This window comes from Bradyrhizobium huanghuaihaiense (genome assembly GCF_025200885.1).
GTDB classification, from domain to species: domain Bacteria; phylum Pseudomonadota; class Alphaproteobacteria; order Rhizobiales; family Xanthobacteraceae; genus Bradyrhizobium; species Bradyrhizobium huanghuaihaiense.
In genome coordinates this window covers 7,709,058-7,729,608 of sequence record NZ_CP104172.1, presented here as the reverse complement: position 1 = coordinate 7,729,608, position 20,551 = coordinate 7,709,058, and the positions used below count along the sequence as shown (strand labels likewise).

21 protein-coding genes and 2 pseudogenes are annotated in these 20,551 nt (G+C 61.0%); 9 read left to right on the top strand and 14 right to left on the bottom strand.

The features are described from left to right. Window positions 1-457: 457 nt before the first annotated feature. A complete protein-coding gene (locus N2603_RS36510) occupies window positions 458-2,491 on the top strand; it encodes an AI-2E family transporter (protein ID WP_260385950.1) in 2,034 nt (677 codons plus the stop codon). 348 nt (window positions 2,492-2,839) lie between these two features. Here N2603_RS36510 and N2603_RS36505 read toward each other — a convergent pair whose 3' ends face one another. Continuing rightward, on the bottom strand, window positions 2,840-3,022 hold the full coding sequence (locus N2603_RS36505; RefSeq protein WP_260385949.1) for a hypothetical protein: 183 nt from the start codon (window positions 3,020-3,022) through the stop codon (window positions 2,840-2,842). Window positions 3,023-3,152: 130 nt separating this feature from the next. Here N2603_RS36505 and N2603_RS36500 point away from each other — a divergent pair, with 130 nt between their 5' ends. Together N2603_RS36500 and N2603_RS36495 are read left to right on the top strand one after the other, a co-directional pair. Then, window positions 3,153-3,533 (top strand): PRC-barrel domain-containing protein, encoded by a 381-nt coding sequence (locus N2603_RS36500; protein WP_260385946.1) that lies wholly within the window; start codon window positions 3,153-3,155, stop codon window positions 3,531-3,533. Then, window positions 3,523-3,801: a hypothetical protein gene (locus N2603_RS36495; RefSeq protein ID WP_260385945.1), complete on the top strand. Its 279-nt coding sequence runs from the start codon at window positions 3,523-3,525 to the stop codon at window positions 3,799-3,801. The genes N2603_RS36500 and N2603_RS36495 overlap by 11 nt, the downstream gene beginning before the upstream one ends. 574 nt (window positions 3,802-4,375) lie before the next feature. Here the strand turns inward: N2603_RS36495 and N2603_RS36490 are convergent. The 5 genes from N2603_RS36490 to N2603_RS36470 form a co-directional block, all read right to left on the bottom strand. Next, entirely contained in the window at window positions 4,376-5,422 is a 1,047-nt protein-coding gene (locus tag N2603_RS36490; RefSeq protein WP_260385942.1) for an alpha/beta fold hydrolase, read from the bottom strand. A gap of 94 nt (window positions 5,423-5,516) precedes the next feature. Continuing rightward, a complete protein-coding gene (locus N2603_RS36485; protein ID WP_260385941.1) occupies window positions 5,517-5,945 on the bottom strand; it encodes a hypothetical protein in 429 nt (142 codons plus the stop codon). 299 nt (window positions 5,946-6,244) lie between these two features. After that, window positions 6,245-6,703, bottom strand: a complete 459-nt coding sequence (locus N2603_RS36480) for a hypothetical protein (protein WP_260385940.1) — start codon at window positions 6,701-6,703, stop codon at window positions 6,245-6,247. 12 nt (window positions 6,704-6,715) lie between these two features. Further along, the gene (locus tag N2603_RS36475) at window positions 6,716-6,937 is read right to left on the bottom strand and encodes a hypothetical protein (RefSeq protein WP_260385939.1); all 222 of its coding nucleotides are present in this window, start codon (window positions 6,935-6,937) and stop codon (window positions 6,716-6,718) included. Window positions 6,938-7,221: 284 nt separating this feature from the next. Continuing rightward, window positions 7,222-7,473 (bottom strand): hypothetical protein, encoded by a 252-nt coding sequence (locus N2603_RS36470; protein WP_260385938.1) that lies wholly within the window; start codon window positions 7,471-7,473, stop codon window positions 7,222-7,224. A gap of 899 nt (window positions 7,474-8,372) precedes the next feature. Here N2603_RS36470 and N2603_RS36465 point away from each other — a divergent pair. Next, window positions 8,373-9,671: a hypothetical protein gene (locus N2603_RS36465; RefSeq protein ID WP_260385937.1), complete on the top strand. Its 1,299-nt coding sequence runs from the start codon at window positions 8,373-8,375 to the stop codon at window positions 9,669-9,671. Window positions 9,672-10,011: 340 nt separating this feature from the next. Here the strand turns inward: N2603_RS36465 and N2603_RS36460 are convergent. Together N2603_RS36460 and N2603_RS36455 are read right to left on the bottom strand one after the other, a co-directional pair. After that, window positions 10,012-10,164, bottom strand: a pseudogene (locus N2603_RS36460) (transposase); the annotation flags it as partial. Between the two features lie 252 nt (window positions 10,165-10,416). Continuing rightward, window positions 10,417-13,830: an adenylate/guanylate cyclase domain-containing protein gene (locus tag N2603_RS36455; RefSeq protein WP_260385936.1), complete on the bottom strand. Its 3,414-nt coding sequence runs from the start codon at window positions 13,828-13,830 to the stop codon at window positions 10,417-10,419. Between the two features lie 462 nt (window positions 13,831-14,292). On the opposite strand from N2603_RS36455, the gene N2603_RS36450 reads away from it, so the two are divergent. From N2603_RS36450 to N2603_RS36440, 3 genes and pseudogenes are all read left to right on the top strand, one after another. Further along, window positions 14,293-14,724, top strand: a complete 432-nt coding sequence (locus tag N2603_RS36450; protein ID WP_260385935.1) for a hypothetical protein — start codon at window positions 14,293-14,295, stop codon at window positions 14,722-14,724. A gap of 240 nt (window positions 14,725-14,964) precedes the next feature. Next, window positions 14,965-15,348 carry a hypothetical protein gene (locus N2603_RS36445; protein ID WP_260385934.1) on the top strand — a complete coding sequence of 128 codons (384 nt, stop codon included), beginning with the start codon at window positions 14,965-14,967 and terminating at the stop codon, window positions 15,346-15,348. 266 nt (window positions 15,349-15,614) lie between these two features. After that, window positions 15,615-15,883 (top strand): annotated as a pseudogene (locus N2603_RS36440) (hypothetical protein). Here the strand turns inward: N2603_RS36440 and N2603_RS36435 are convergent. After that, a complete protein-coding gene (locus N2603_RS36435; protein WP_260385933.1) occupies window positions 15,880-16,050 on the bottom strand; it encodes a hypothetical protein in 171 nt (56 codons plus the stop codon). The pseudogene N2603_RS36440 and the gene N2603_RS36435 overlap by 4 nt on opposite strands. Before the next feature lie 907 nt (window positions 16,051-16,957). On the opposite strand from N2603_RS36435, the gene N2603_RS36430 reads away from it, so the two are divergent. Beyond that, the gene (locus tag N2603_RS36430) at window positions 16,958-17,122 is read left to right on the top strand and encodes a hypothetical protein (RefSeq protein ID WP_260385932.1); all 165 of its coding nucleotides are present in this window, start codon (window positions 16,958-16,960) and stop codon (window positions 17,120-17,122) included. A 144-nt stretch (window positions 17,123-17,266) separates the two neighbouring features. On the opposite strand, the gene N2603_RS36425 is transcribed toward N2603_RS36430, so the two are convergent. The 3 genes from N2603_RS36425 to ku form a co-directional block, all read right to left on the bottom strand. After that, entirely contained in the window at window positions 17,267-17,923 is a 657-nt protein-coding gene (locus N2603_RS36425; RefSeq protein WP_260385931.1) for a phosphoribosylanthranilate isomerase, read from the bottom strand. A gap of 160 nt (window positions 17,924-18,083) precedes the next feature. Further along, window positions 18,084-18,452 carry a VOC family protein gene (locus N2603_RS36420; RefSeq protein ID WP_260385930.1) on the bottom strand — a complete coding sequence of 123 codons (369 nt, stop codon included), beginning with the start codon at window positions 18,450-18,452 and terminating at the stop codon, window positions 18,084-18,086. Between the two features lie 39 nt (window positions 18,453-18,491). Further along, window positions 18,492-19,418, bottom strand: a complete 927-nt coding sequence (ku, locus tag N2603_RS36415; RefSeq protein ID WP_260424340.1) for a non-homologous end joining protein Ku — start codon at window positions 19,416-19,418, stop codon at window positions 18,492-18,494. Window positions 19,419-19,781: 363 nt separating this feature from the next. On the opposite strand from ku, the gene N2603_RS36405 reads away from it, so the two are divergent. Then, on the top strand, window positions 19,782-20,027 hold the full coding sequence (locus N2603_RS36405; RefSeq protein WP_260385929.1) for a hypothetical protein: 246 nt from the start codon (window positions 19,782-19,784) through the stop codon (window positions 20,025-20,027). A gap of 17 nt (window positions 20,028-20,044) precedes the next feature. Here N2603_RS36405 and N2603_RS36400 read toward each other — a convergent pair whose 3' ends face one another. Beyond that, window positions 20,045-20,212 carry a hypothetical protein gene (locus N2603_RS36400; RefSeq protein WP_260385928.1) on the bottom strand — a complete coding sequence of 56 codons (168 nt, stop codon included), beginning with the start codon at window positions 20,210-20,212 and terminating at the stop codon, window positions 20,045-20,047. Between the two features lie 111 nt (window positions 20,213-20,323). Further along, window positions 20,324-20,506 (bottom strand): Lar family restriction alleviation protein, encoded by a 183-nt coding sequence (locus tag N2603_RS36395; protein ID WP_260385927.1) that lies wholly within the window; start codon window positions 20,504-20,506, stop codon window positions 20,324-20,326. Between the last annotated feature and the right edge of the window lie 45 nt (window positions 20,507-20,551).

Sequence of the window (20,551 nt, the reverse complement as noted above, 5' to 3'; positions counted from 1 at the left end):
ACCACCACAGGATCGAGTTCGAAGTCCGATACCAGCAGCACAAAGAAGTAAGTGCTGAAAGCAACTGAATGCTCCGGAAAAACGCCCCGGCTTGGCTGGGGCCTTTTTCTTTGGCGTTCACGAGGGAGCGAACCGGTGGGTGCCCCTGGGGGCTGATCTCTATGTTTGCACTTCCGCTTCCGGATCGAAGCGAGCGCCCGGATCCGCGGTTCTTGGGCCGATAGCCGGCGCCCAAATATAACCAAATATAAAAGGACCTCCAACTGAGGGCGCCTCATTGATCGGTTTCATCCCGCAGGAGGTAGTCATGAACGGAGGAAACCAAACAATGTAGCGCCGAAGCGGTTCTCACCCCGGTGGCAATAAATTCCAGATGTGGCGCCGACCGCAGCGAGGAACAAAAGGGAACTCAGGCCGTAATTTAGAGAGCAGTAGAACCGGAACGGACCCTTGAGATATGCCGGGCCCATCCCGCCTGTGGACCTCGCCTGGAAGCATCGCGAGTTCTCTATTTCCCGCGGTAGTCGCGAGCAATCTCTTCATCGGCCTGGCCCTCGTGGCGTTGCTCTATTTCGGCCGTGAGCTCTTCGTGCCGGTTGTCGTTGCGTTGCTGTTGAGCTTCGTGCTCGCTCCGGTCGTTCGGTTTTTTCATCGCTTGTATGCCGGCCGCGTGGGCTCGGTTCTTGCCGCGGTGACGCTTGCATTCCTGCTGATTTTCGGGCTCAGCGCCATTATGACCCAGCAGGTCGCACAACTCGCCGAGAACTTGCCCCGCTATCAGCTGACGATAAGCGATAAGATTCATTCGGTCCAAGACGTCGCGCTCAGTCCGGGAATCTTCAATCGGCTAAAGGATATGCTCGGAGATCTCCGCCAGGAAATGTCCAAGCCGCAGGAGCAAGGACGGACGAATTCAAGCCCTGATCAGCCCGCCCAGACGGCTGCAGGAGAACCCCAGGTTAAGCCACTGCCGGTGGAAATCCAACAGCCGCCGCCTAGACCGTTCGATGTAGTGCAAACCATCGTCGGGCCGCTGTTGGCGCCTCTGGCGACGACGGGCATTGTTATCGTTCTCGTGATTTTTATGCTGCTTTTTCGAGAAGATCTGCGGGGCCGTTTTGTTCGCATCGCAGGCGCAGAGGATTTGGGGCGCACGTCCGAAGCAATCGACGATGCCGGTCGGCGACTGAGCCGGTATTTCCTGACGCAAACCTGCATCAACGCAACGTTCGGGATTGTCATCGGGATCAGCCTTGCGGTGATCGGCATTCCCAACCCAGTGTTGTGGGGCATCTTCGCGGCTCTAATGCGCTTCGTTCCTTATATCGGCGCATTCATCGCTGCCGCAGTCCCTGCGGCGCTTGCCATCGCGGTTGATCCGGGGTGGTCCATGCTCTTTTGGACGGTGGCATTGTTCGTGATCGTAGAACCGATCCTCAGCCAAATTGTGGAGCCCATGCTGTATGGCCACAACACAGGACTCTCCCCGGTAGCGGTCGTGGTGGCTGCAGCCTTCTGGACCTGGTTATGGGGTCCAATTGGACTTCTGCTTTCGACACCCCTGACGGTGTGCCTGGTGGTCTTGGGGCGTCACGTCGAGCGATTGGAGTTCTTGGATGTGATCCTAGGTGATCAGCCGGCGCTCACGCCAGAACAGAATTTTTTTCAACGTATGCTGGCCGGCGATCCCGACGAGGCTGCGGACCAAGCCGAGAGGTTCATGAAGGAGAAGTCCCTCTGCGCTTACTACGACGAAATTGCAATCCCTGGGTTACTGCTGGCGCGGGCCGACGCGCGACGCGGCGCTCTGGACCTGGATCGCCTGCGCCGGATTAAGGAAACCGTCGAGGGCGTTATCGACGATCTTTCCGATCGCGATGACTGCGCTCCATCTGTGAAGAGCAACGAGGACCTCCATGACTCCAGCACACTTGAAATCGAAGTGGTCGACACTCCCGATCTATCGCCACCGGTTGTACCGACTGGAACGGTAAGGTCCGATTGGCGAGACGGAAAGCCGGTATTGTGCATCGGCGCGCGAGATCCTCTTGACGAAGCGACGGCGAACATGATCGCGCAGCTTCTGGAAAAACATGGCATCGGCGTCCGCATCGAACCTTCGACAGCTGCCTCGTCCTCCAACATCTTTGGGCTTGATACAGCTAACATAAGGATTGTGTGCGTATCTTGCCTCGGAAGCGGAAGTCCGGCGCATCTACGCTTCCTTCTTCGGCGTCTGCGTCGCAAAATGCCACACGCTTCACTCCTTGTCGGCCTATGGGGATCGACCAAAGACTCAGAGGATGAAGAGAGTCTGGATGACGAGACAATCGGCGCGGATTTCTATGCGAAGTCGCTCCGCAAGGCGGTAGAGCTTTGCATCGAAGAGGCACATCGCTCGACCGCCGCACCCGAAGGAGAAACAAAACGAACCGAAGCGCACCGGTCTCGAGCACCGAGATCTGCTGGTAGGAGAAGGGACCGCAACTGAGGACGCCTCCGCCTGCTAGCAGTGTGGGACGATTAGATTAGAAAAATGCGCGCATGCATGCAGCGTTCTGCCCGGTTGGATCCGTCTCCCGTTCTTTAGTGTTCCTGTAGCGGCGGCAAGTTTCAAATGCCAGCCTCGGTGCGATGACAACCGGGACTTTCTAGAGGTCGGCGTAGGCGCGATTGGCGGCGAATTCAAAACGAGGGGCTTCTTCTCGGCGACGATGTGTGCGGCTTAGACTTTTCCGTGAAACTCGGCTCGTCCAGCGGCACGCCGCAAAAGCATGTGAATCGGCCGCCCTCGTTTGCGTTGGCAACCGGCCGCCGCGCTCCAACGTTGCCATCAGTCCTAATTGCCGGCGGTAGGCCCGGAAATCGCCTTCGGCGCATTGGCACGCGGCTTCAAACGCAGCGCGGACAGTCTCAAGATCGGCGGCGCCATCGGCGCCATTAGCGCAAAGCCGACATTCGCGCTGACCGTATGTCCCAGAAGAGCCAAATCGAGCATTGCGGAATGCGCATTGTCGAACACGATCTTGAAAAGCGGCCGCTGCGCTCAAACAGGGGGCGCGCTATCGTTGTGAAATCTTCTCCCAAGCCAGGAACGCCCCCGTAACGGCCGAGTTAAGCCGACAAAGCCCACTTGTGAGGGAGACGAAGCCATGGCCCGCGCAACAGCCCATCCGGATCATCAATGCATCTCAAGCGAAGACATTCAAGGAACCAAGGTTTACGGAGCAGACGGGAAGAATATCGGTGAGATAGATCACCTCATCATCGACAAGGTGTCAGATCGCGTAGCTTATGCCGTCATGAGCTTTGGCGGATTTGTCGGGTTGGGTCACAGCCATTACCCCATTCCCTGGGCCGCGCTGACATATGATACGTCGCGTGGTGGTTTTCGAACCAATATCACCGAGCAACAGCTGAGGGACGCGCCTGAGTTCAGTGATGACTCGTGGCAGGATCGAGACTGGGAAACGCGCACCCACCAGTATTACGGAACGCCTACGTACTGGGAGGCGCGACCGGGTGGCCTATAACAGTAGGCAGCGCATCTCGCCCTATGGTCTCGTCAGCGCGCAGCTGACAATTCCACTCGGCGTTGCCCGCAGCGGGATTGTCTGTAGACAGATAGTTGCTTCAGCCGCGCTTGGCGGAATAGCCAGCGGTCACCTCATCTTTGTGAGCGGCAAAGGCTTCCAGGACCTCGGCCTTTTCGCGCTTCGGGACCTTGAAGTGATCCAGGCTCCGTCCGAGCTCCGCAGCGATCTCGTCGAACGCTGCGGGGCGATCCGGAGATTGCGGTGAGCCTCCTCAAGGCCGAGCGGCGTTGCGCCGGGCCTCGTCGCTGTGAACTTGAAAGGCCCACCCGAAACGTCGCAGACCCATAGCGTGCGCATGAACTTGAGGCCGGGCAGCCTTTCCAGGCTCTTGGTGTGCCATTCTCGCAGCTGCGGATTCTTGGACCCTTGGCCGACGATGGGATGCTTCACGATGGCGTCGCTGAAGTGATCCACGACCGCTGCGATGGCGAAGACGCCGCCCAGCCGCCGTACAGACTTTTCTCAGGCGTGGCTTGCTTGTCCTGTGCGTAGGCCTTGTTCGCACTTGCCAACGACAGTGGGACGGCAGTCATCGCCAAACCTGCGACGATGCGTCGTCGGGTGGTAGAAGTTGGAAGAACCCTGGCCATTGACTTGGGGATTGCTCGAAAGCCTCACCTTGTCCTCCGGTACCAACGGGTGTGTCCCGCACGATTCGGGTGTCCAACGCGTCTGATCGGCGCTCCCGTGGCTGCATCGTTGGATGGCTTTGAAGGGAAAACGTTCCCGTCAAAATCAAATTGACAGCCCGCTTGCCGGCTTGCCGCCCGATCGGACCGTCAGCGATGCGCCGCCAGCCAAGCGATGATGTTCGGCCAGATACGCGCGTAAGCCTCCCGTCCTACAAGGATTCCGAGGTGTTGCAATGCAACCCCGATCTCGCCGGAGTATTTGATGAGCGAGACATCTTTGGTAGGCAATGCATCAAGGAGCGCTTCGATCGAGTCCAGCGGCGCGACCTCGTCTGCCGTGTTGACGACCGCGAGCGTCGGAACGTCAAGACAGGACGGGCCAATCGTACGACCGAGCACGGTAAGGGTACCTCGGCAGAACCGGTTTTCTCGATACAGCCATTCAGCAATCTGATAGATCAGCTTCCCTGGAACTGGGGCTTCGTCCAATGCCCAGCGCTCAACCCGCGCATGGACATCCAGGGCCCGTAAGTCGCCAATGCTCATTGCTGCATCCCTCAGCCGAGACCAAACGAAAGCATTAGGGGAGGCGAAAGCGCTTGCATGCGACAGCAGCGACCCCGGAATGATGCCCGCTTCAGTCAGACCAGGCGGAATCATCGAGACGAGCGTATCGCGAAATCTGTTCGTCCCGGGTTGAAAGCAAAGGGGCGCGCCGAGAAGCAATAGACCACGCACAGCTTGCGGTTCGCCTGCACAGAAGACTGCCGCTAACGTCCCGCCCAGCGAATGGCCAATCAAGAAGGGTTTTGTCGCTTTTGGCCCGGTTGCGATCCTCGCCACACATTCGGATATGGCTCTTGCGCATTCATCGAGCCCGACATGCCCTCCTGATGCTGACGGTGCAATCCATTCGAGAAGGTATACGCGCACGTCATGGCTCAGACAGTTCCGGATAACGCTGAGGTTTGGCCCGAGATCCCAGATATAGGGCCGCTTGATTGGAGCAGCGATAATGAGCAGCGATGTTTCTGAGTCCGGGCCGCCGTAATCGCGAAGCTGCCAATAAGCTCCACTGGCAAGTCTCCGATGCGTCAGTTCGGCAGGATCAAATCCCATAACGCCCAGTGCGTGTCCCTGCGCGCAGCGCACGAGGTCAAGGGTCGCAAATTGGGCCTGTTGTAACGACTCCACGGGACCACGCGCTGCCTTTGGGACGTCCCGAACTTGAGAAGCCCCGCCACACATCGACCGCCTCACACCAGTCCTGGTGGTCGGCCCCGCGCTCCTAGCAGTCCTCCCCCGCCGCCGCCTTTTGCTGGGACGGTGCCGGCTCGGCCGCACCGGCCGTGGCCTTCTTTGATCGTTCAGTAGGCGCCGGACGTGTTTGCTCGACCGTGCCTGCCGTCCGATCCGGTTGCTGCGCGGAGGGTGCCGGCTTGGTCGCCGTTGATTGCTCGGCAGCGGTAGGCTGGCTCTGCATCTGGCGCTGCGCGTCTTCCGACGACGTTGCGGTATGCTCTGAGGCTTTGCCCATCGAAGCTGTCGGCGGATGCTCCTTGGAATCAGCTGCAGTGGAACCAGTAGTTTGTCCAGTATAGCCGGGGACATTCCCCGATCCGGCATCGCGGCTCGCCGTGTTGCAGGGACCGGCATACACGGAGGTGGCGCTGAAGGCGAGCACCGCGCCCACGATCATAAGTCTGTTAGCGATCATAGCCCTTCTCCTCAGTTAGGACTCTGGAGGATTGAACAAAAGTATTGGGCTTTCCGTTCCGGGTGTGTGAACACGGCGCCCACATTGGCGAACTTCTGAGTTCGCCCGGGCCTGTTTGGCGATTTCGCCGGTCGAGCAGGAGAGCGTCGCCTAGGAACAGCGAACAGATTAATGGTGGTGCTCTCGCGGCCCTGTTGCCACTGCGCTCACCACATTCGCTGCCAAGCGGCGCTACCCCTTACTCGGACCGGCCTTCAACCGCCTAGGTCGCGCGAGCTTGCTTGGCACACCCCATTCGATCATCTCGTCAGCGTGGGCGAGCTTGCGCCACACCGATCGACGGCTCTTCGCGATCGCCGGAACATGAAACCGGTCGGAGTGAACCTTCTGGCCACCTCGAGCGCGCGGCTCTCGCAGCTTTCCAGCGCAATTTTCTGGGAAAGCATGATGTCTCCGATTGGCAGCTCGCCCACCGGCAGGAAGCACAGCCCGATTGTCGGATGGTCCTTTTCATCGATCTCGCAGACGTTCGTCATGGCGCCCGGGTAGATCCTGTACCGCTTGCCCGTGTCGCCGCCGACGACCTCGAAATAGCCTTTTACCGCGAACTGCGTCCGTTGCGCTGGCGATAGCCACTCTCGCAAGAGCCGCAGCGAGCGGCCCTCCGGAGTTCTCTCGGCACCGTGTCGTATGACGAGAGCCCGGATGGCTCTCACGCGCGAGAGTTCACCCGGTCGAGACGGCCTGAAGCCCAACATGGCGCGGACCAATCACCCGCCGACCAGCCTAGGGAAGAACACGGTTTCCTTCGCGGTTGGGTCGAACGACCGGATCTGCGAGACCTGACCCGGACCCGTCCGGGCCGCTGCAGTGAAGCCGGCATCGGTGAGCTCGTAGAACCGCCGCTCCGCCCTCGCCAGCTCTCGTTCGTCGGCCGGATCGAAAAGGTGACGGCTGTCGCCGGTACGGTCCATCACGATCTGGATTGCCATGATCGTCCTCCTCGGATTGCTGATGGCCAAGGACCCGATCCAGTATCCGGCCGAAGTCGCGTAGTTTCAAGAGAAGATCGTCGCGAACGCTGGATATGACCAGCCCAAGGGGCCACAATCTTGATGACCCGATCGCAGAGCCGACTTTGGTCAGGCGGGAAAATGAGAAAACCATCACCGCGAGCTGCGGAGCCGGCGCGACCGGCAGGATCGCATCGAAAATACCACTGATGGGGCGGACAAACTGGCCAAGCTTGCCGAAGGCAGAACGAACCCATGCGCCCTCAGTGGCCTGAAGCGGTCGGATCACACTTTGGGCATCGTCCGTCTGCGGCAACGGCAAGTTGGCGATCGATCTCTTCCCTGAGAGCTCGTCCCGTCGCGACGCGCTTGGCGCGTTCGTAAGCATGGCTCTCGGCGGCATCGTCGCCCGCGCGGATGATCACCTCATCGTGGAAGGGGCAGATCGTTGTCGCACAGGTCGTCTCGAGCGCGTAGCGCACCACTGCTGTCTCGTCGACGTTGGCGGACATCATGGCTCTCTCCCACTGGAGGTGCCGCCGATGGTACCTGTGCCTGACGGCGGCCGGCGGGTGAATCGGTTAAGAACGCTTGCTGCCGCGTTGACCCAGTAGAGCCGACACAAATCAGCCCCGGCTTCCAGAGGAGCGCCGAGGCCGATTGAGTCGCTCTTTGGAGCCAACTCCTTGGTCGCGGTCGTCTGGCCTTGCACCGAAGCGGCGCCCCGGGGTGCCAAGAGGTCCTGGGCTTTGCTTCGCCGGTACCGGAGCGCCCAGCGCCCAATGCCGCACCAAGCGTAGGAATGGACGCACTTGCCTTGACCCACCGCAAACGCCGGGATGGGCCTTAAGTAGTCAACCGCAATTTCCCCGGGTCTGAATCAAGAGCACTAAGTGGGCATGCCGCGCCAGATCCTTTTCAAGTGCCCACGCACGGGCATGAATGTCCAGCATCGACTGGACGATGCCCGGCCGGAGAGTTCGGAGATCGTAGACACCCACGTTTCCGTGTGGTGTCCTGCCTGCGCCTCGCTACATTTCGTCAATAGCACCACCGGCAAGTTGCTAAGCGAGCAAAGCGCTCCATCTGATCCCGCCGTCCGTCCTCGTCGTGGATAGGCGAGTTGATCCGGCTGCCAGTAGTGTTCGACGAGCGTGCCGTCCGGATCACGATACGGGTGCGCCGTCGAAGTCGGAAAGAAGCTGCAGCCGGACGCCTGAGGCGTCGACTGATTTCAGGTGCTGCGGTCCGATCGGCGACGTTTGCGCACCCTGTCTTCGGCATTCAGCAGCGCCAGTTCAATCCTGTCTGGCAGCACCATCCATCCTATTGGATGCATTGATTTTCTTGGAAATTCGGTCCTGAGTGCCACACGAAAGTGCCACACAGACCAATGGTTTTCTTGAAGACTTCTATGGCTAAACGAGCCCGCTCTAACGTCCCCCAATTCCGGATTCGAGTTCCTGCAAAGGTCGTCAACCAGCTCCGCGGTAGGCGCATTCTGCTCAACCTGTCGAACCGCCACGATGTTCAGTGCATCAAGGTAACGAAGATCGCTGACGATGTTGCGTTCAGCCTTGAAACGACTGATCGCATCGTTGCTGAGGCAAGGCAGGCCAACGCACTGGACCACCTCAAGAGGCTATTCGAACTAACGGAAGCTGAGCCGATTCATCTCTCATACAAAGAGCTGGTCGCGCTCAGCGGCGAGACCTACCGCCTCTACAACGAAATTCACGGGGACGATCCTGGAGAGCCTTCTGCCTGGACATACCACAAGGCACTTCATAGGGCGGCGCTTGAAGGGCGCATCAAGAACCCACCACCGGCCGCGCTCACGCCCAACGAAACGGCCAGCGCGGTCGAACTATTCGGGACCGGCGATCTGACCGCGGCCGTGAATGCGCGCCCAGCAGGTCAATACGACAGCCTAGAGGACCGCTTCGGCTTGCTCGCTGACTGGGTGCTGATCCGCCAGCGCATCAAACTTGCACCGACAGAGCGGCGCCGATTTCTGCAACTTGTCGGAACCGCCTCCCTGGACGCTGGATGGCAACTGCGGCGCAATTCGGAGGGCGACTATAGTCCGGACCCGAAGGCGCAACGTTTCCCGGCAATCGAGACGGTCAAAGCAATCAAACCGAAGCAGACGATCACCGGCTTGTTTGATCTGTGGTGGGCGGAAGCCAAGGCCACCGGACGCAGCAAGACCACACACGACGCCTACAAAGGCGCTATAGACCGTTTGGTGAGGTTCTTGGGTCATGACGATGCAGGCCGCGTCACCGACGCAGACATGATCGGCTTCAAGGATCACCGCCTCAAGACAGTCTCTGCCAAAACGTTGAAGGACGGCGATCTGCCGGGGATCCGATCCGTGTTCGGCTGGGGCGTGGACAACCAGAAGCTGGCAAGGAATCCAGCGGATGCAATCAAGGTTAAATCTGAAAAGAAAATCCGCACTCGCTCAAAAGGCTTCACCGACGAGGAAGCAGAAGCGATCGTCGCGGCTTGCCTCGAAAGAGGATGCTCGTACTGCCGCCGCCAAGAAGTGGGCTCCGCTCATCGCGTGCTACACTGGCTGTCGGATTGCCGAGGCGCTACAGCTTCGCAAAGAGGACATCCGCAAGCACTCCAAACATCACGTATTCGATTTCAATCCCGGCGCGGGCAGCATCAAATCAGGTTCGTACAGGTTAGTGCCTGTGCATGAGCACCTCCTCGACCTCAGCCTTCTAAGCTTTGTCGAAGAATGATGGTCCACTCTTTGCGAAGGGAGCCTACAAACGCGTGTTGGATTTTGTTCGAGCTGTCGTGCTCGATAAGCGTGTGCAACCTAACCACGGCTGGCGGCACCGTTTGAAAACGATCGCTCGAACCCTTGGTCTAGATCACCGAGTCGTCGATGCCATCCAGGGGCACGCGCCGCGAACAGCCGGAGAGGATTATGGTGATGTCACTGTCACCGCCATGGCACGGGTGATTGAAGCCATACTCCGCGTCGCACCTGGGAAACATTAGGCTGATCACTTGGGTGCTTGCTCGTCCGCCACGGGCAGATCACGCCAGGGTGCCCCTGATCGCAAGATCCAGAAAATGCCATTCAGGACACGTCGGTCGTTTACTCGAGGTGGGCGTCGCGGCTTGTTCGGCCGCATCGGCTTGATGGCAACCCACACATAATCGGCGAGTTCGTAGCGCATGATTCCAGCCCCCAAGTTTGGAGGTTTGAATCATGGGATTTTGGCCGAAAGCAACGCTTCTGGCCCTGTCCTGTTATGGCGCTTAAGGGGAGAAGCGGACATCGACCTGCCTACAAGGCCGCTGAATCCGTCGAAAATGACCCGTGCAAACTTTCGTCTGGCAGCGGCCCTATTTTGGAAGGGTGCGGCTCTAGTTTATCCATCACATCCCGTCCAGGCGACTTCGCCAAGAGACCTGACATGCTCGTATGAGAATCAACTACTGGTATTTGGGATCGGGTTCTCCGGCTCGAAGTTGACAGTGGTCTCTCGAAGTATTGCGCTGGCAGCCTGTAGATCCGGTGTCCCAAAGCCCTCGGTGAACTGGCTATAGAGTGGCGCGAGCAGGTCGTGCGCCTCGCCGCACCGACCCCGGTCTCTCCACAATCGTGCAAGGCGTGTCGCCGCGCGCAACTCCCACAGCTTGGCGCCCTGCTGTCGCGCCGTTGCAGCCGCATGCTCGAACCGAGCTTCCGCGGCGGTCGGGTCGGACCTCGGCAGCTGCAGCATCAGCTCGCCCATCATACGATGGAGCTCGGCCTCGAACCACCGCTCGCCGGTTTCTTCCACTCGGTCGAGCGCTTCGGTAATGAGATCCAAGCCCTCGTTCACAGCGCCCGACTGGCCGTGGACCTCGGCCAGCAGGCTTCGGAAATAGGGCACCAAGAAACCCGCTCCGGTGGCCTGCCACATCGCAAGCCCATCTCGGATCTGCGCGATGCCAGCCCCAAAATCCCCAACCTCGCCCAGCGTCCAGCCACGAATGATGATGCCGGCTCCGAGGAAGTGTGGGGAATCCTGCTCGGCTGCAAGTGCGATCAGCGCATTCGCCCGATCTCGGGCCTCGTCTATGTCGTGGCGGAGCTGCGACAGGATGCAGCCGTAAAGCAGGGCATAGCCGAGGGTATTGCGATGGGACAACTCCTTCGCGTCTGTCAATGCCTGTTCGCTCCTCGCCTGCGCCTGTTCGGGATAGCCGAGAGCGAACAGTCCCCAAGACAGAACGGACAGTCCCGCCACGCGCGGATCCTGCGCGAACAGGAAGGCGAGCGACCGATGCGCGGAGGGATCGTAGAGAGCGAGCGTCCGCTCCAGATGATCGCGAGCAGCCGCTAACTCGCCGCGAAGCAATTCAGCGGTTCCGACGATGCGGTTGCCAATGGTTTCGGCGGCGACGTCGTTCTGTTCCTGGGCACGGCGGAGTAAATCCTCGCCTGCCGTCCGACCGGCCTCGAGCTCCGCCCTCACGACGTGAAAAACCCACTCCCCATAGAGCACAGGAAAGAGCCGCGACGTGTCGCCAAGGCGCTCGCACAAGTCTCGGGCGCGTGCATTGGCCTGCCCGACCTCCGGTGCCGCCCAGCCCTTCACAGCCATCAGCGCGACACCGAGGGCAACTTCCAGTTCGAGTTCCCGCCGCCATCGTGCGGCGTCGTCGGAGAGAGCCGGGATCAGTTCGAGCCCCTTGCTAAGTTGCGTGATCGCCTCTGCTGTGGCCGAGCGCGCGATCTCTGCTTGTCCTGCCTTCAACCAATAGTCGATCGCCGGTGCAATCAGTGCGGCCTCTGAGAAATGATGAGCCAGAAGCTCCGGCTGTGTCTGTCCCGTCTCCGGAAAATGCTGCTCGATGGCGGTCGCGATGCGGGCGTGCAAGCGCTGCCGCTTCGTGCGCACCAGGGTCGCATAGGCGGCGTCCTGCACAAGCGCATGCTTGAAGCTGTAGGTCGCCTGAGGCGGCGTCCCGCGCCGGAACACCAGGCCCGAGCCGACGAGGTCGTGCAACGCCGCCTGCAGTTCGCTCTCCGGCAGCGCCGCCGTCATCGCAAGCAGCTCGTGAGAGAACTCCCGGCCGATCGCGGCTGCGACCTGGGCGACCTCGCGGGCCGGAGCCAGCCGGTCGAGCCGCGCCAGCAGCGACTCCTGTAGCGTAGTTGGGATCGCCATCGGCGGCAGCGGCCCCGCGAGCGCGTAGTGGTCGCCCTCATCGCGGAGCAGATTGGTTTCCAGCACGGTCCGCGTCAGCTCCTCGACAAACAGGGGGACGCCGTCCGTCTTGGCGACGATCTGGTCGAGCACCGCAGGAGGCAGCGCCTTGCCGCCGCTCAGCCGCGCGACCATGGCCGCGCCCTGCCGGCGGCTCAATCTGCTAAGCGTCAGCGCGCTAACATGGGCATAGCGCATCCAGGGCGGCTCGAACGCGGGCCGGAAGGTGATGAGGACGAGCACGGGAGCGCCTTGCACCCGGTCGACCAGAAGATCGAGCAGCTCGAGCAAGGTCGGATCTGCCCAGTGCACGTCCTCGTACAGGGCGAGCACGGGCCGGCGCGCTGCGAGGCCCAGGACCTGATCGACCAGCGCCTCGAGCGTCCGCTCCTTCTGCCGATGCGGGCTCATGTCGAACGGCCGGTAGCGCGCAGCCGTCTCGAGCGACAGCAATGGCGCAAGCAGCGGCGCCACCGTGGTGACATCATCGGTCGAGAGCGCAAGCAGCGCCTCGAGCTTGTCGAGCCGCGTTGCGGCGGGATCGTCTGCGGCGAAGCCCGCCGCCCGCTCCAGCAGGCCAACCACCGGATAAAGTGGGCTGGTCTGATGATGCGGTGAGCAGTAGTGGCTCAGCGCCGTATGCGTCTCATGCTCAAGTCGCCCGCGCAGCGCCCGCACGAGGCGCGACTTGCCGATGCCAGGCTCGCCCGTCAGCAGCACCACCTGACCCTCACCCTCCTTGGCTCGCTCCCAGTGCTCGAGCAGCAGCCCGATCTCATTCTCGCGACCGACAAGCGGCGTCAGGCCGTCCCCGTGCAACGCCTCGAACCGGCTCTCGGCGGTGCCTTCCCCGACCACGCGCCACGGCCGTACTGGAACGGGAAATCCCTTCAGGATCTGCATGCCGAGCTCGGCGAGCTCGAACAGCCCGCCAATGAGCTCCCGGGTCCGGGCAGAGATCACCACCGCACCCGGCTCGGCCAGGGTTTGCAGCCGCGCCGCAAGGTTCGGCGTGTCGCCGACCACCGTCTCCTCGCGCACCGCGCCCTCGCCGATCAACTCGCCGACAACCACCGGGCCGGTCGCGATGCCGACACGGGCTACCAGCGTCGCGCCATGCGCCGTTAGGCTGCGCACCGCCGCGACCGCGGCGAGGCCGGCCCGCACCGCACGTTCGGCCTCATCCTCATGGGCGCGCGGATAGCCGAAATAGGCCAGCACACCGTCACCCATGTACTTCGCCACATGGCCTTCGAACCGCGCGATCGCGCCCGCCACTGCACTGTGATAGTTCCGCAGGACTTCGGCCATCTCCTCCGGATCGAGCCGCGCCGCGAGCGCGGTCGAGCCGACCAGGTCGACGAACATCACCGTGAGTTGGCGACGCTCGGCCTCGGGTGCAAGCAAAGCTTTCCCGGACAGCGCGGCGGGTGCGGCCGTGTCAGGGGTGGTCGCCGAAATTGAGCCGGCGCGCAGGGCTGCAATGGCGGCGAGCAGCTTGCGGCGATGGCCGATCGAGGCGACGCCGAGCCCGATCAGATCCTCGGCCGTGAGGTCCATGAGGACCTCGGCGTCGATGTCGTTCTCCCGGAACGCCTGTTCGTACTGTCCCAGCCCCAGACCACACAGCCAGGCCGCGACGTCCATGGGCGCCTCCCGGCTCTCGTCTTCAGAGCACCAAGCGCTCGAGTCTACCTCAAAATGGCGTGTGCGAGGCGCGGTAAAACGTCACGAGCTGACTGCGGAGGAAAGGCTGCTTCTGGCCCATCGCGACATCCTGCGCTGCCGCACAAACGTCGTCGCATTAGGCGCAAAGCAGACGTAGTCCTCGTTGCATAACGCCGCCGGGTTTTAGGTACACTGCCTAACGCCGTGAGGAACCACGGCGAACCCAAGTAACTCAGTAGCGAACTTGGCCATCTCTTTGTAGCTGCCGGTGTTGACGCCAGCGAACTTCGCGATCCCGGTGAACACGTCGCTGACGGTCGACCAAACAGCCTTCAGACCTTCCGCGATTCCTTGGCCAACCTCACCCCACTTCTTAGGATCACCGGCTGATGCACCGCCAATCTTGCCGCGATCTCGAGTCTTAGCGGAGTTTTTTGTCCGATGTCTTCAAGAGACAGGTCCGCTCGTAACTTTGACGATCTGGGCGTCGACATTTGGTGCTTTCTCTCTAGGAGCATGATTGTCGACGATAGGGAGCTGGCGTTTGCATATTTGAGCCTCGACTGGCTAGCCATTTGCATCCGCGCAAATGTCGCGCTTGTGATGGGCGGCCGCGAGCGGCCACCCATTGCTCAAGTGTGTTCGGACAAACATGTCATCAAGCATACCGCGCCAAGTGTCATAATCAAAGCCCTTCAGGATGCCGGATACGAACTTCCGCATGGTCTCGGTCAGTCTTTCTCCGTTGAAAGTCGATCCGGCGTCTATGAACCAGGAACTGATTTCCTCAAAGGCTTCGGTGAATCCCTCTCCGATTTTCTCCAAGACCAGGGTGAAGCCAGCAACCATGCTGTTCCATCGCCGCTGCAATGAATCCGTCTTCAACTTCGAAGCCTCGCTGATCTTTTCCGTCTTGGTTTTGGGGCCTTCGCAAATGCAGTGCAGGGTTTGCCCAATGACTTCAAGAATGCCGGCGATCTAAGGCCCATCTTGCTGAGCTGTTTGAATCGCGACAATGAGGGGAAGCATCGATCTGCCATTTATCGAGCTGCGTCGCGTCTTGACGAAATACTTCATTCCCATAGGGCCAGTTGATGCTGGTGGAGATCTTGGATGCACTATGATCATCAATTCATCGACGCAAGAGGTCGAAAAATTGAGTTTGACGTGAGGGAGGATTGGATAAGCGCTTACCACGAAGGAAAAAAAGTCGGCGAGTTCAGTCTGCGCATCGTGGAGCATGAGATGTTGGGCGACGAAGTCCATGCTGATGTCATTGACCTTCAAGAAGGCTTCCGAAGTGCCGGCATCGGTTCAGAGATGGTCCGCTTGGCCTTCGAGATGCACGGAAAGATCATTCCTCCGGCAACTTATTATCCTGAAAAAGAGAATCGAAATTCAATGACGCCCGAAGGGTTGCGCTTGATGATCTCATGCCAAAAGAAGGGCTGGGTCGGGCCATTCCCAGACCAGGAGCCACCACCCGATTGTGGATGAGAACGGCGGCTAACGACTGGGCCGTCAGAGACCGTTCCGCATTCGTGCGCGGGCAGGTCCTCTACCGGCGAAGGAGTCGCTGCCCCCGAATATCTCACCAATCGAAAGCGGGTGTTTTCATACCGCCCCGGTCGCCTAGCGATCTGGACAGGACAACGGAACAGGTGGACAAGCCGGAGCCCTGCCGATTGCGAATCCCTGCCACGTGCTAACCGCCCGGAACGAGCGACGGGGCACAAGGATTCGTCCCGGCAGGAGCGATGTCGATGCTGATGACGAAGGAGAGGCGGCCGGCGATCCGGACGCTGTGCGGCTGCGCGCTGTCCGTGCTGCAGGAAGCCGGTGCCATTCGCGAATGCGACGAGCACGGCTGGATGCAGGACCGCGCTGATCCGCACGCCCGCGAGCGCGCCTTCACATCGCCCGCCGGGATCCGCCGGTTGGAGTCTCCTCGGATGATGCGCTTGCGGAGGTCCAGGAGGTGCTGGATTCGATCGGAGAAACCTGCCCGGACTATCCGCCGGATTCGGACTAGGCCGCCTCTTCGGCGTCGGCACCCAACATCGAGGGCTCCCGGAGGCGAGCGATTTCCTGCCAGGCCATCGCGAGGCCGATCCAGCGTTGCCGTTCGAATCCATCGGTCGCCGCGGCCAGCTTCATCGCCGCTTCGGCTTCTCGCTCGGTATCATAGTCGCTGTCCATCGAGCCGGAATTTAAGCCGAAATCGTAAAGAATCCCGCGACGAGAGGTCCGTAGCAATCCGGTGCGTCGCGCGCCACGGTGCGCACGCCGGATCTCGCGGTGGTCGCGCCAGCCGCCTCGGTCGAAGCGCTCAGAAGATTCCGAGAAGAGCGAACACTGCGACCTCGCCGAGGAAGGCAAGAGTCATGATCGCCACTGTGAGAAATACATCACCTATTGGTATTAGGGGCATCGGCATGCCTCGCGTGTCGTGCGCCCCTGCCGTGAACACATGACGGCATGAAAAAGTTGCGGTTCCAGTCGCCGAGTTCCCGATATAGCGTCCGCGGCAGGGCAGGCCCTTCAACCGGGGCAGGTTATGCGAGTCTTCGAGGTGTCATGCTGGTGCGTGACCGCGACGGGTCTGGTCGTGGTGGTCGCGGTCCTGACGCTGCTCTGAATTCCGGTCCAGTCACCTCGCGGTGGTCGGGCGGGCTCCGTCCCCAAGACGGGAGGCGGCGGTGATCAGTTGCGCCGGCGCGGACGGCCATTCGATGCGCACAGGCTCGGCTACCTTATGCCCGGGGCGAGCGAGGCACTAGCCGTCGCCAGCAGCATCGGGCGCCTCGGCACCGCCTTCGGCGCGCGGCTCCTCGGCTTGCTCCTTGAATCGGCGGCCTTTTCGACCAAGCCTAAGGCGACCATCGGATTGGTGGTCGTCTTCGCGAACTTGAGGAGGGTGGCCGCCTGTCGGTTCAGATACTCTCGTCCCGCCACGTTTCGCCTTCCGACAAGCGCTATTCTAATTCGGCCCCAAGCACAAAGTACAACCTGAGCGATTCGTTCCGCGGAATGTTCAAAAGTGAACTTTAGCCGCAACCAATCCGGCGCCCGAATGTTTGGAATTTCGGAGGAGATAGTGAATTCGATGCGGAACTCGGTCGTGATCGATGCCATGCAGAGCCGCGCCATCGCTGCGGAGGTCGGCGAACGGCTGGGCTCCCTGATGCGCGTCGAGAGAGAATTTCCGTCCTCGCTGAAATCTCTGCTCGATCGCCTCAGGGCATCCGAGGAGACCACCAAATCACGCTAACGCGGATGCGCCCGCACTCCGACACGCAGCCCTGCTTCGGCCGTTCGTATGCGAATTCGCCCCCGAGCTGCTGAGACTAGGTGCGCCTCCAACGTCTGGATCGGCGATGCAGGAGTCGAATGCGGGGAAAAAAGGAAGTGCAATCTAGCCGCTCTTTGCGGCGCGATGGAAAGCTTCGATCTTCGCTAGGTCTTTCGAGTGGGTGTCCTCGCGGTCAGTCTTCGTTTTCGAATCGACGCCGGCAGGTCGGACCAACCGGATGGCCTCTTTGACATTGTCCGGTCCTAGCCCGCCTGCGAGGATTACTGGACTCCGAACAGTCTCGACAATCTTTCGACTGATGCTCCAATCATGCGTCACGCCCTGCGCACCGATCTGAGCATCGCCTATGCGGTGACTATCAAGCAGGATCCAGTCGACAATTCCATCATATGTGCGCGCCACCTGCACCGCCGCGGCTTCCGTCACAGGTACGCTGCGCATGAACTTGACGTTTGGCAGAGACCTTCGAAGCGCCACGACATCATCGGGGGCGAGCAATTCGCTCGAAGCACCAAGGTGCACGATGGGCGGGTCAAGCTCCCTGGCCATCCGTTCGATGAGACCGACATCCGCCGAGAGGAATAGCGCGGAAAGTAGGGACGGCGCGCGGATCTCTTTCATGATAGCTGCTGCTTTGTGGACTGGAAGCTCGCGAGGGAAGACGCCATCGCCGACAAGCACGCCGATATGGTCCACGCCGATTGCGGATATCGCCTCGGCTTCGGCGGGCGTAGCTACCTCATAGATCTGCGTCAGCATCGTTCTATACCGGCTCCCTTTCGAATTCATGCTCGGCTAACTCTGAGGACGAGCGCCATCTGATCCTTCGGTCGTCAGGAGCCGTGAAATCGCCAACCCCGAGCGGAGGTTCGATACCGACAGCGGCACAATTGTGCGCGTGAGCCAGGCCCAGTGAAGCTTACTGAGGCACGGTCATGAGTTCGAGCATGTGGCCATCAGGGTCACGAAAATAGACGCCGCGGCCCCCGTTCCAATCGTTGAGCTTGTCGTCCTCGAGGCTCCAAGGTGCGCTGCCATAGGCGAGGTTCGCCTCGCGAATGCGACCGAAGATGGCATCGAACTCGGCATCGCTGACGTGGAAGGCGTAGTGATGGCTCTCGAACACCTCCTGTTCGTCGAAAAGGAGCGTGAGCGTGTCGTTGATACGCACCGGAGCGAAATGGCCGTCTTTCAGATCCGGATGAAGGCCAAAAATGCGCACAAAAAATTGCGCCGCTGCCCTCTTGTCGCGGGCAGGGACGATGGTGTGATTCAGGTTGATGGTCATCGGAGGAGCTCTCGTTAACGAACGCACCTTTAACGCGTCCTAAGCCGATTTCCGCTGCGGCCTGGCCGCCGACTTTTTTGCCGCTGCTTCCTTGGCCGGCTTCTTGCCGGCAATCGGCATCAGCATTTCCTTCTGCCCGGCCGCCGCCTTCCTCCCCTTCTTGGCCGGCTTCTTCGGAGTCTTGGTCTCGGCGGCCTCGCCGCGCACGCTCCAACGCAGTGGCTCCATCAGGTCGACGACGTTTGTCGATGCCGGCCGCTCCTTCGCCGTGTTCGGCTTGCCGGCACGCTTCTGGTTGATGAGGTCGATGAGCGCGGTCTCGTAGTGGTCCTCGAACTTCTCGGGATCGAACCGCGCCGCCTTCTGGTTCACGATGTGCCTGGCGAGGTCCAGCATGTCCTTGGTGACTTTGACATCCTGGATCTCGTCGAAATATTCCTGCTCGCTGCGCACCTCGTACGGGTAGCGTAGCAGCGTACCGACGAGACCCTTGTCCATTGGCTCCAGCGCGACGATGTGCTCGCGGTTGGTCAGCACGACGCGCCCAATCGCGACCTTGTCCATCTCGCGAATGGTCTCGCGGATCACAGCGAAGGCATCGTGGCCGACCTTGCCGTCGGGGCGCAGGTAGTAGGGCCGGATCAGATAGCGCGGGTCGATGTCGGACTCGTCGATCTCGATCGTGCGCGTCGATTCCAGCGCGATCTCCTCGAGCTCTTCTTTCGAGACCTCGATATACTGGCCCTTGTCGAGTTCATAGCCCTTGACGATGTGCTCGTTCGGCACCTCGTCGCCGGTGTCCGCATCGACCTTCAAGTACTTGATGCGATGCCCGGTCTGTCGGTTGAGCTGATTGAAGCTGATCCTCTCACTGTCGGAAGTGGCCGGGTAGAGCGCTACCGGACAGGTGACCAGCGATAGTCTCAAGAATCCCTTCCAATTGGCGCGCGGGGCCCTGTTACGCAGAACTCCGATTCGAGGCCTGGATTCAAGACGAACGGCAGATGCCAGTTCCGACAGGCCAGCCTTTCCTGGCGAAGATTCATCCGCATGGGTCCCTCGCGCCAGCGGAATGCCAGTTGACTCAGAAGGAACCAAATAAAGAACATGGAAGCATGTCCGCCGCTTCAGAACCTGCTGCAGCCGCCGAGGCCGATCTCGAACTGGCCGCCGACCAGGCGATCGAAGCCTGCGGCGGGGACGCCCGGCAGGCGTGAAGGCGCTATTGGTCGCCATCGATTTTCTCGAAGCCGAGACCAACGAGCTGCGTGCGGCCGTCTCGAAAGGATATGCACGCGGGCGACAGCACGAGCGCAAGGAGTGACTGCGATGGACGTCACCTATTGCGTGGCGCTGCCGTTCGTGATGGCGGACGACGGCGTCGCGCCCAGCGAGGCGGTGGAATGCCTGAGCGCCAACGCCGCCGTCATGCGCGCCGAGGCGCTGTCGCGAAAACCAGGCTGCGCGGGCGCGGTCGCCTTTTCGCGGACCGGAGATCCGTCGAGCGGCGAATTCAGCGACGCCACACTGATCCGGAAGTTCGGCGAGGTGCCGGACGATCTGAGCGCGCTCTGACGGGCGGCGACTTCGGTTCACTCGTCGTTTGGACCGGCCGCATCTCTCGGATCGAGCAGGTTCAGCGCCGTCTCGATCTGGGCGAGCAGCGCCTGGATTTCCTCCCGCTCGTTTGGCCCAGGAGCGCTCTCCAGTCGCTCCAGGAGCGCCTGCTTCCGCGCGAGCAGCTTTGCGACCGTCGACATCGCGCCTCCCCATGTTTGGCATCTAAAACGAGTTGGTGCGCCGCCGACGAACTTGCCAGTCCGGGCTTTGCGAGGCCCGGACCAACCCGGGTCGATTTCTTTTCCGGGCCACTATTTCGCCGGCGGCCGCAGCGGGCCGTCCACCCACTTGCGGGCGGCGGGATCGTGCAGCGGATCATCGTCGCAATCGGGGCAGACGTAGCGCTCCCCGCCTCTGGCCGCCTCGTCGCGCACGAGCTTCATCGGGCGCCCGCAGTGCGGGCACGGCTTCCGGATAGGGTGCAGCAGCGACATGTGACTCCCCCGCCTCGGTCAGCGTAGTGCCGTTTACCGGACGGG

Excerpts from the sequence above, each read along its gene's own strand:
- N2603_RS36510 (WP_260385950.1), top strand. The coding sequence starts at position 458 with ATGCCGGGCCCATCCCGCCTGTGGACCTCGCCTGGAAGCATCGCGAGT.
- N2603_RS36500 (WP_260385946.1), top strand. The coding sequence starts at position 3,153 with ATGGCCCGCGCAACAGCCCATCCGGATCATCAATGCATCTCAAGCGAA.
- N2603_RS36485 (WP_260385941.1), bottom strand. The coding sequence starts at position 5,945 with ATGATCGCTAACAGACTTATGATCGTGGGCGCGGTGCTCGCCTTCAGC.
- N2603_RS36480 (WP_260385940.1), bottom strand. The coding sequence starts at position 6,703 with ATGTTGGGCTTCAGGCCGTCTCGACCGGGTGAACTCTCGCGCGTGAGA.
- N2603_RS36475 (WP_260385939.1), bottom strand. The coding sequence starts at position 6,937 with ATGGCAATCCAGATCGTGATGGACCGTACCGGCGACAGCCGTCACCTT.
- N2603_RS36470 (WP_260385938.1), bottom strand. The coding sequence starts at position 7,473 with ATGATGTCCGCCAACGTCGACGAGACAGCAGTGGTGCGCTACGCGCTC.
- N2603_RS36465 (WP_260385937.1), top strand. The coding sequence starts at position 8,373 with ATGGCTAAACGAGCCCGCTCTAACGTCCCCCAATTCCGGATTCGAGTT.
- N2603_RS36455 (WP_260385936.1), bottom strand. The coding sequence starts at position 13,830 with ATGGACGTCGCGGCCTGGCTGTGTGGTCTGGGGCTGGGACAGTACGAA.
- N2603_RS36450 (WP_260385935.1), top strand. The coding sequence starts at position 14,293 with ATGTCTTCAAGAGACAGGTCCGCTCGTAACTTTGACGATCTGGGCGTC.
- N2603_RS36445 (WP_260385934.1), top strand. The coding sequence starts at position 14,965 with ATGCACTATGATCATCAATTCATCGACGCAAGAGGTCGAAAAATTGAG.
- N2603_RS36435 (WP_260385933.1), bottom strand. The coding sequence starts at position 16,050 with ATGGACAGCGACTATGATACCGAGCGAGAAGCCGAAGCGGCGATGAAG.
- N2603_RS36430 (WP_260385932.1), top strand. The coding sequence starts at position 16,958 with ATGCGGAACTCGGTCGTGATCGATGCCATGCAGAGCCGCGCCATCGCT.
- N2603_RS36425 (WP_260385931.1), bottom strand. The coding sequence starts at position 17,923 with ATGCTGACGCAGATCTATGAGGTAGCTACGCCCGCCGAAGCCGAGGCG.
- N2603_RS36420 (WP_260385930.1), bottom strand. The coding sequence starts at position 18,452 with ATGACCATCAACCTGAATCACACCATCGTCCCTGCCCGCGACAAGAGG.
- N2603_RS36405 (WP_260385929.1), top strand. The coding sequence starts at position 19,782 with ATGGACGTCACCTATTGCGTGGCGCTGCCGTTCGTGATGGCGGACGAC.
- N2603_RS36400 (WP_260385928.1), bottom strand. The coding sequence starts at position 20,212 with ATGTCGACGGTCGCAAAGCTGCTCGCGCGGAAGCAGGCGCTCCTGGAG.
- N2603_RS36395 (WP_260385927.1), bottom strand. The coding sequence starts at position 20,506 with ATGTCGCTGCTGCACCCTATCCGGAAGCCGTGCCCGCACTGCGGGCGC.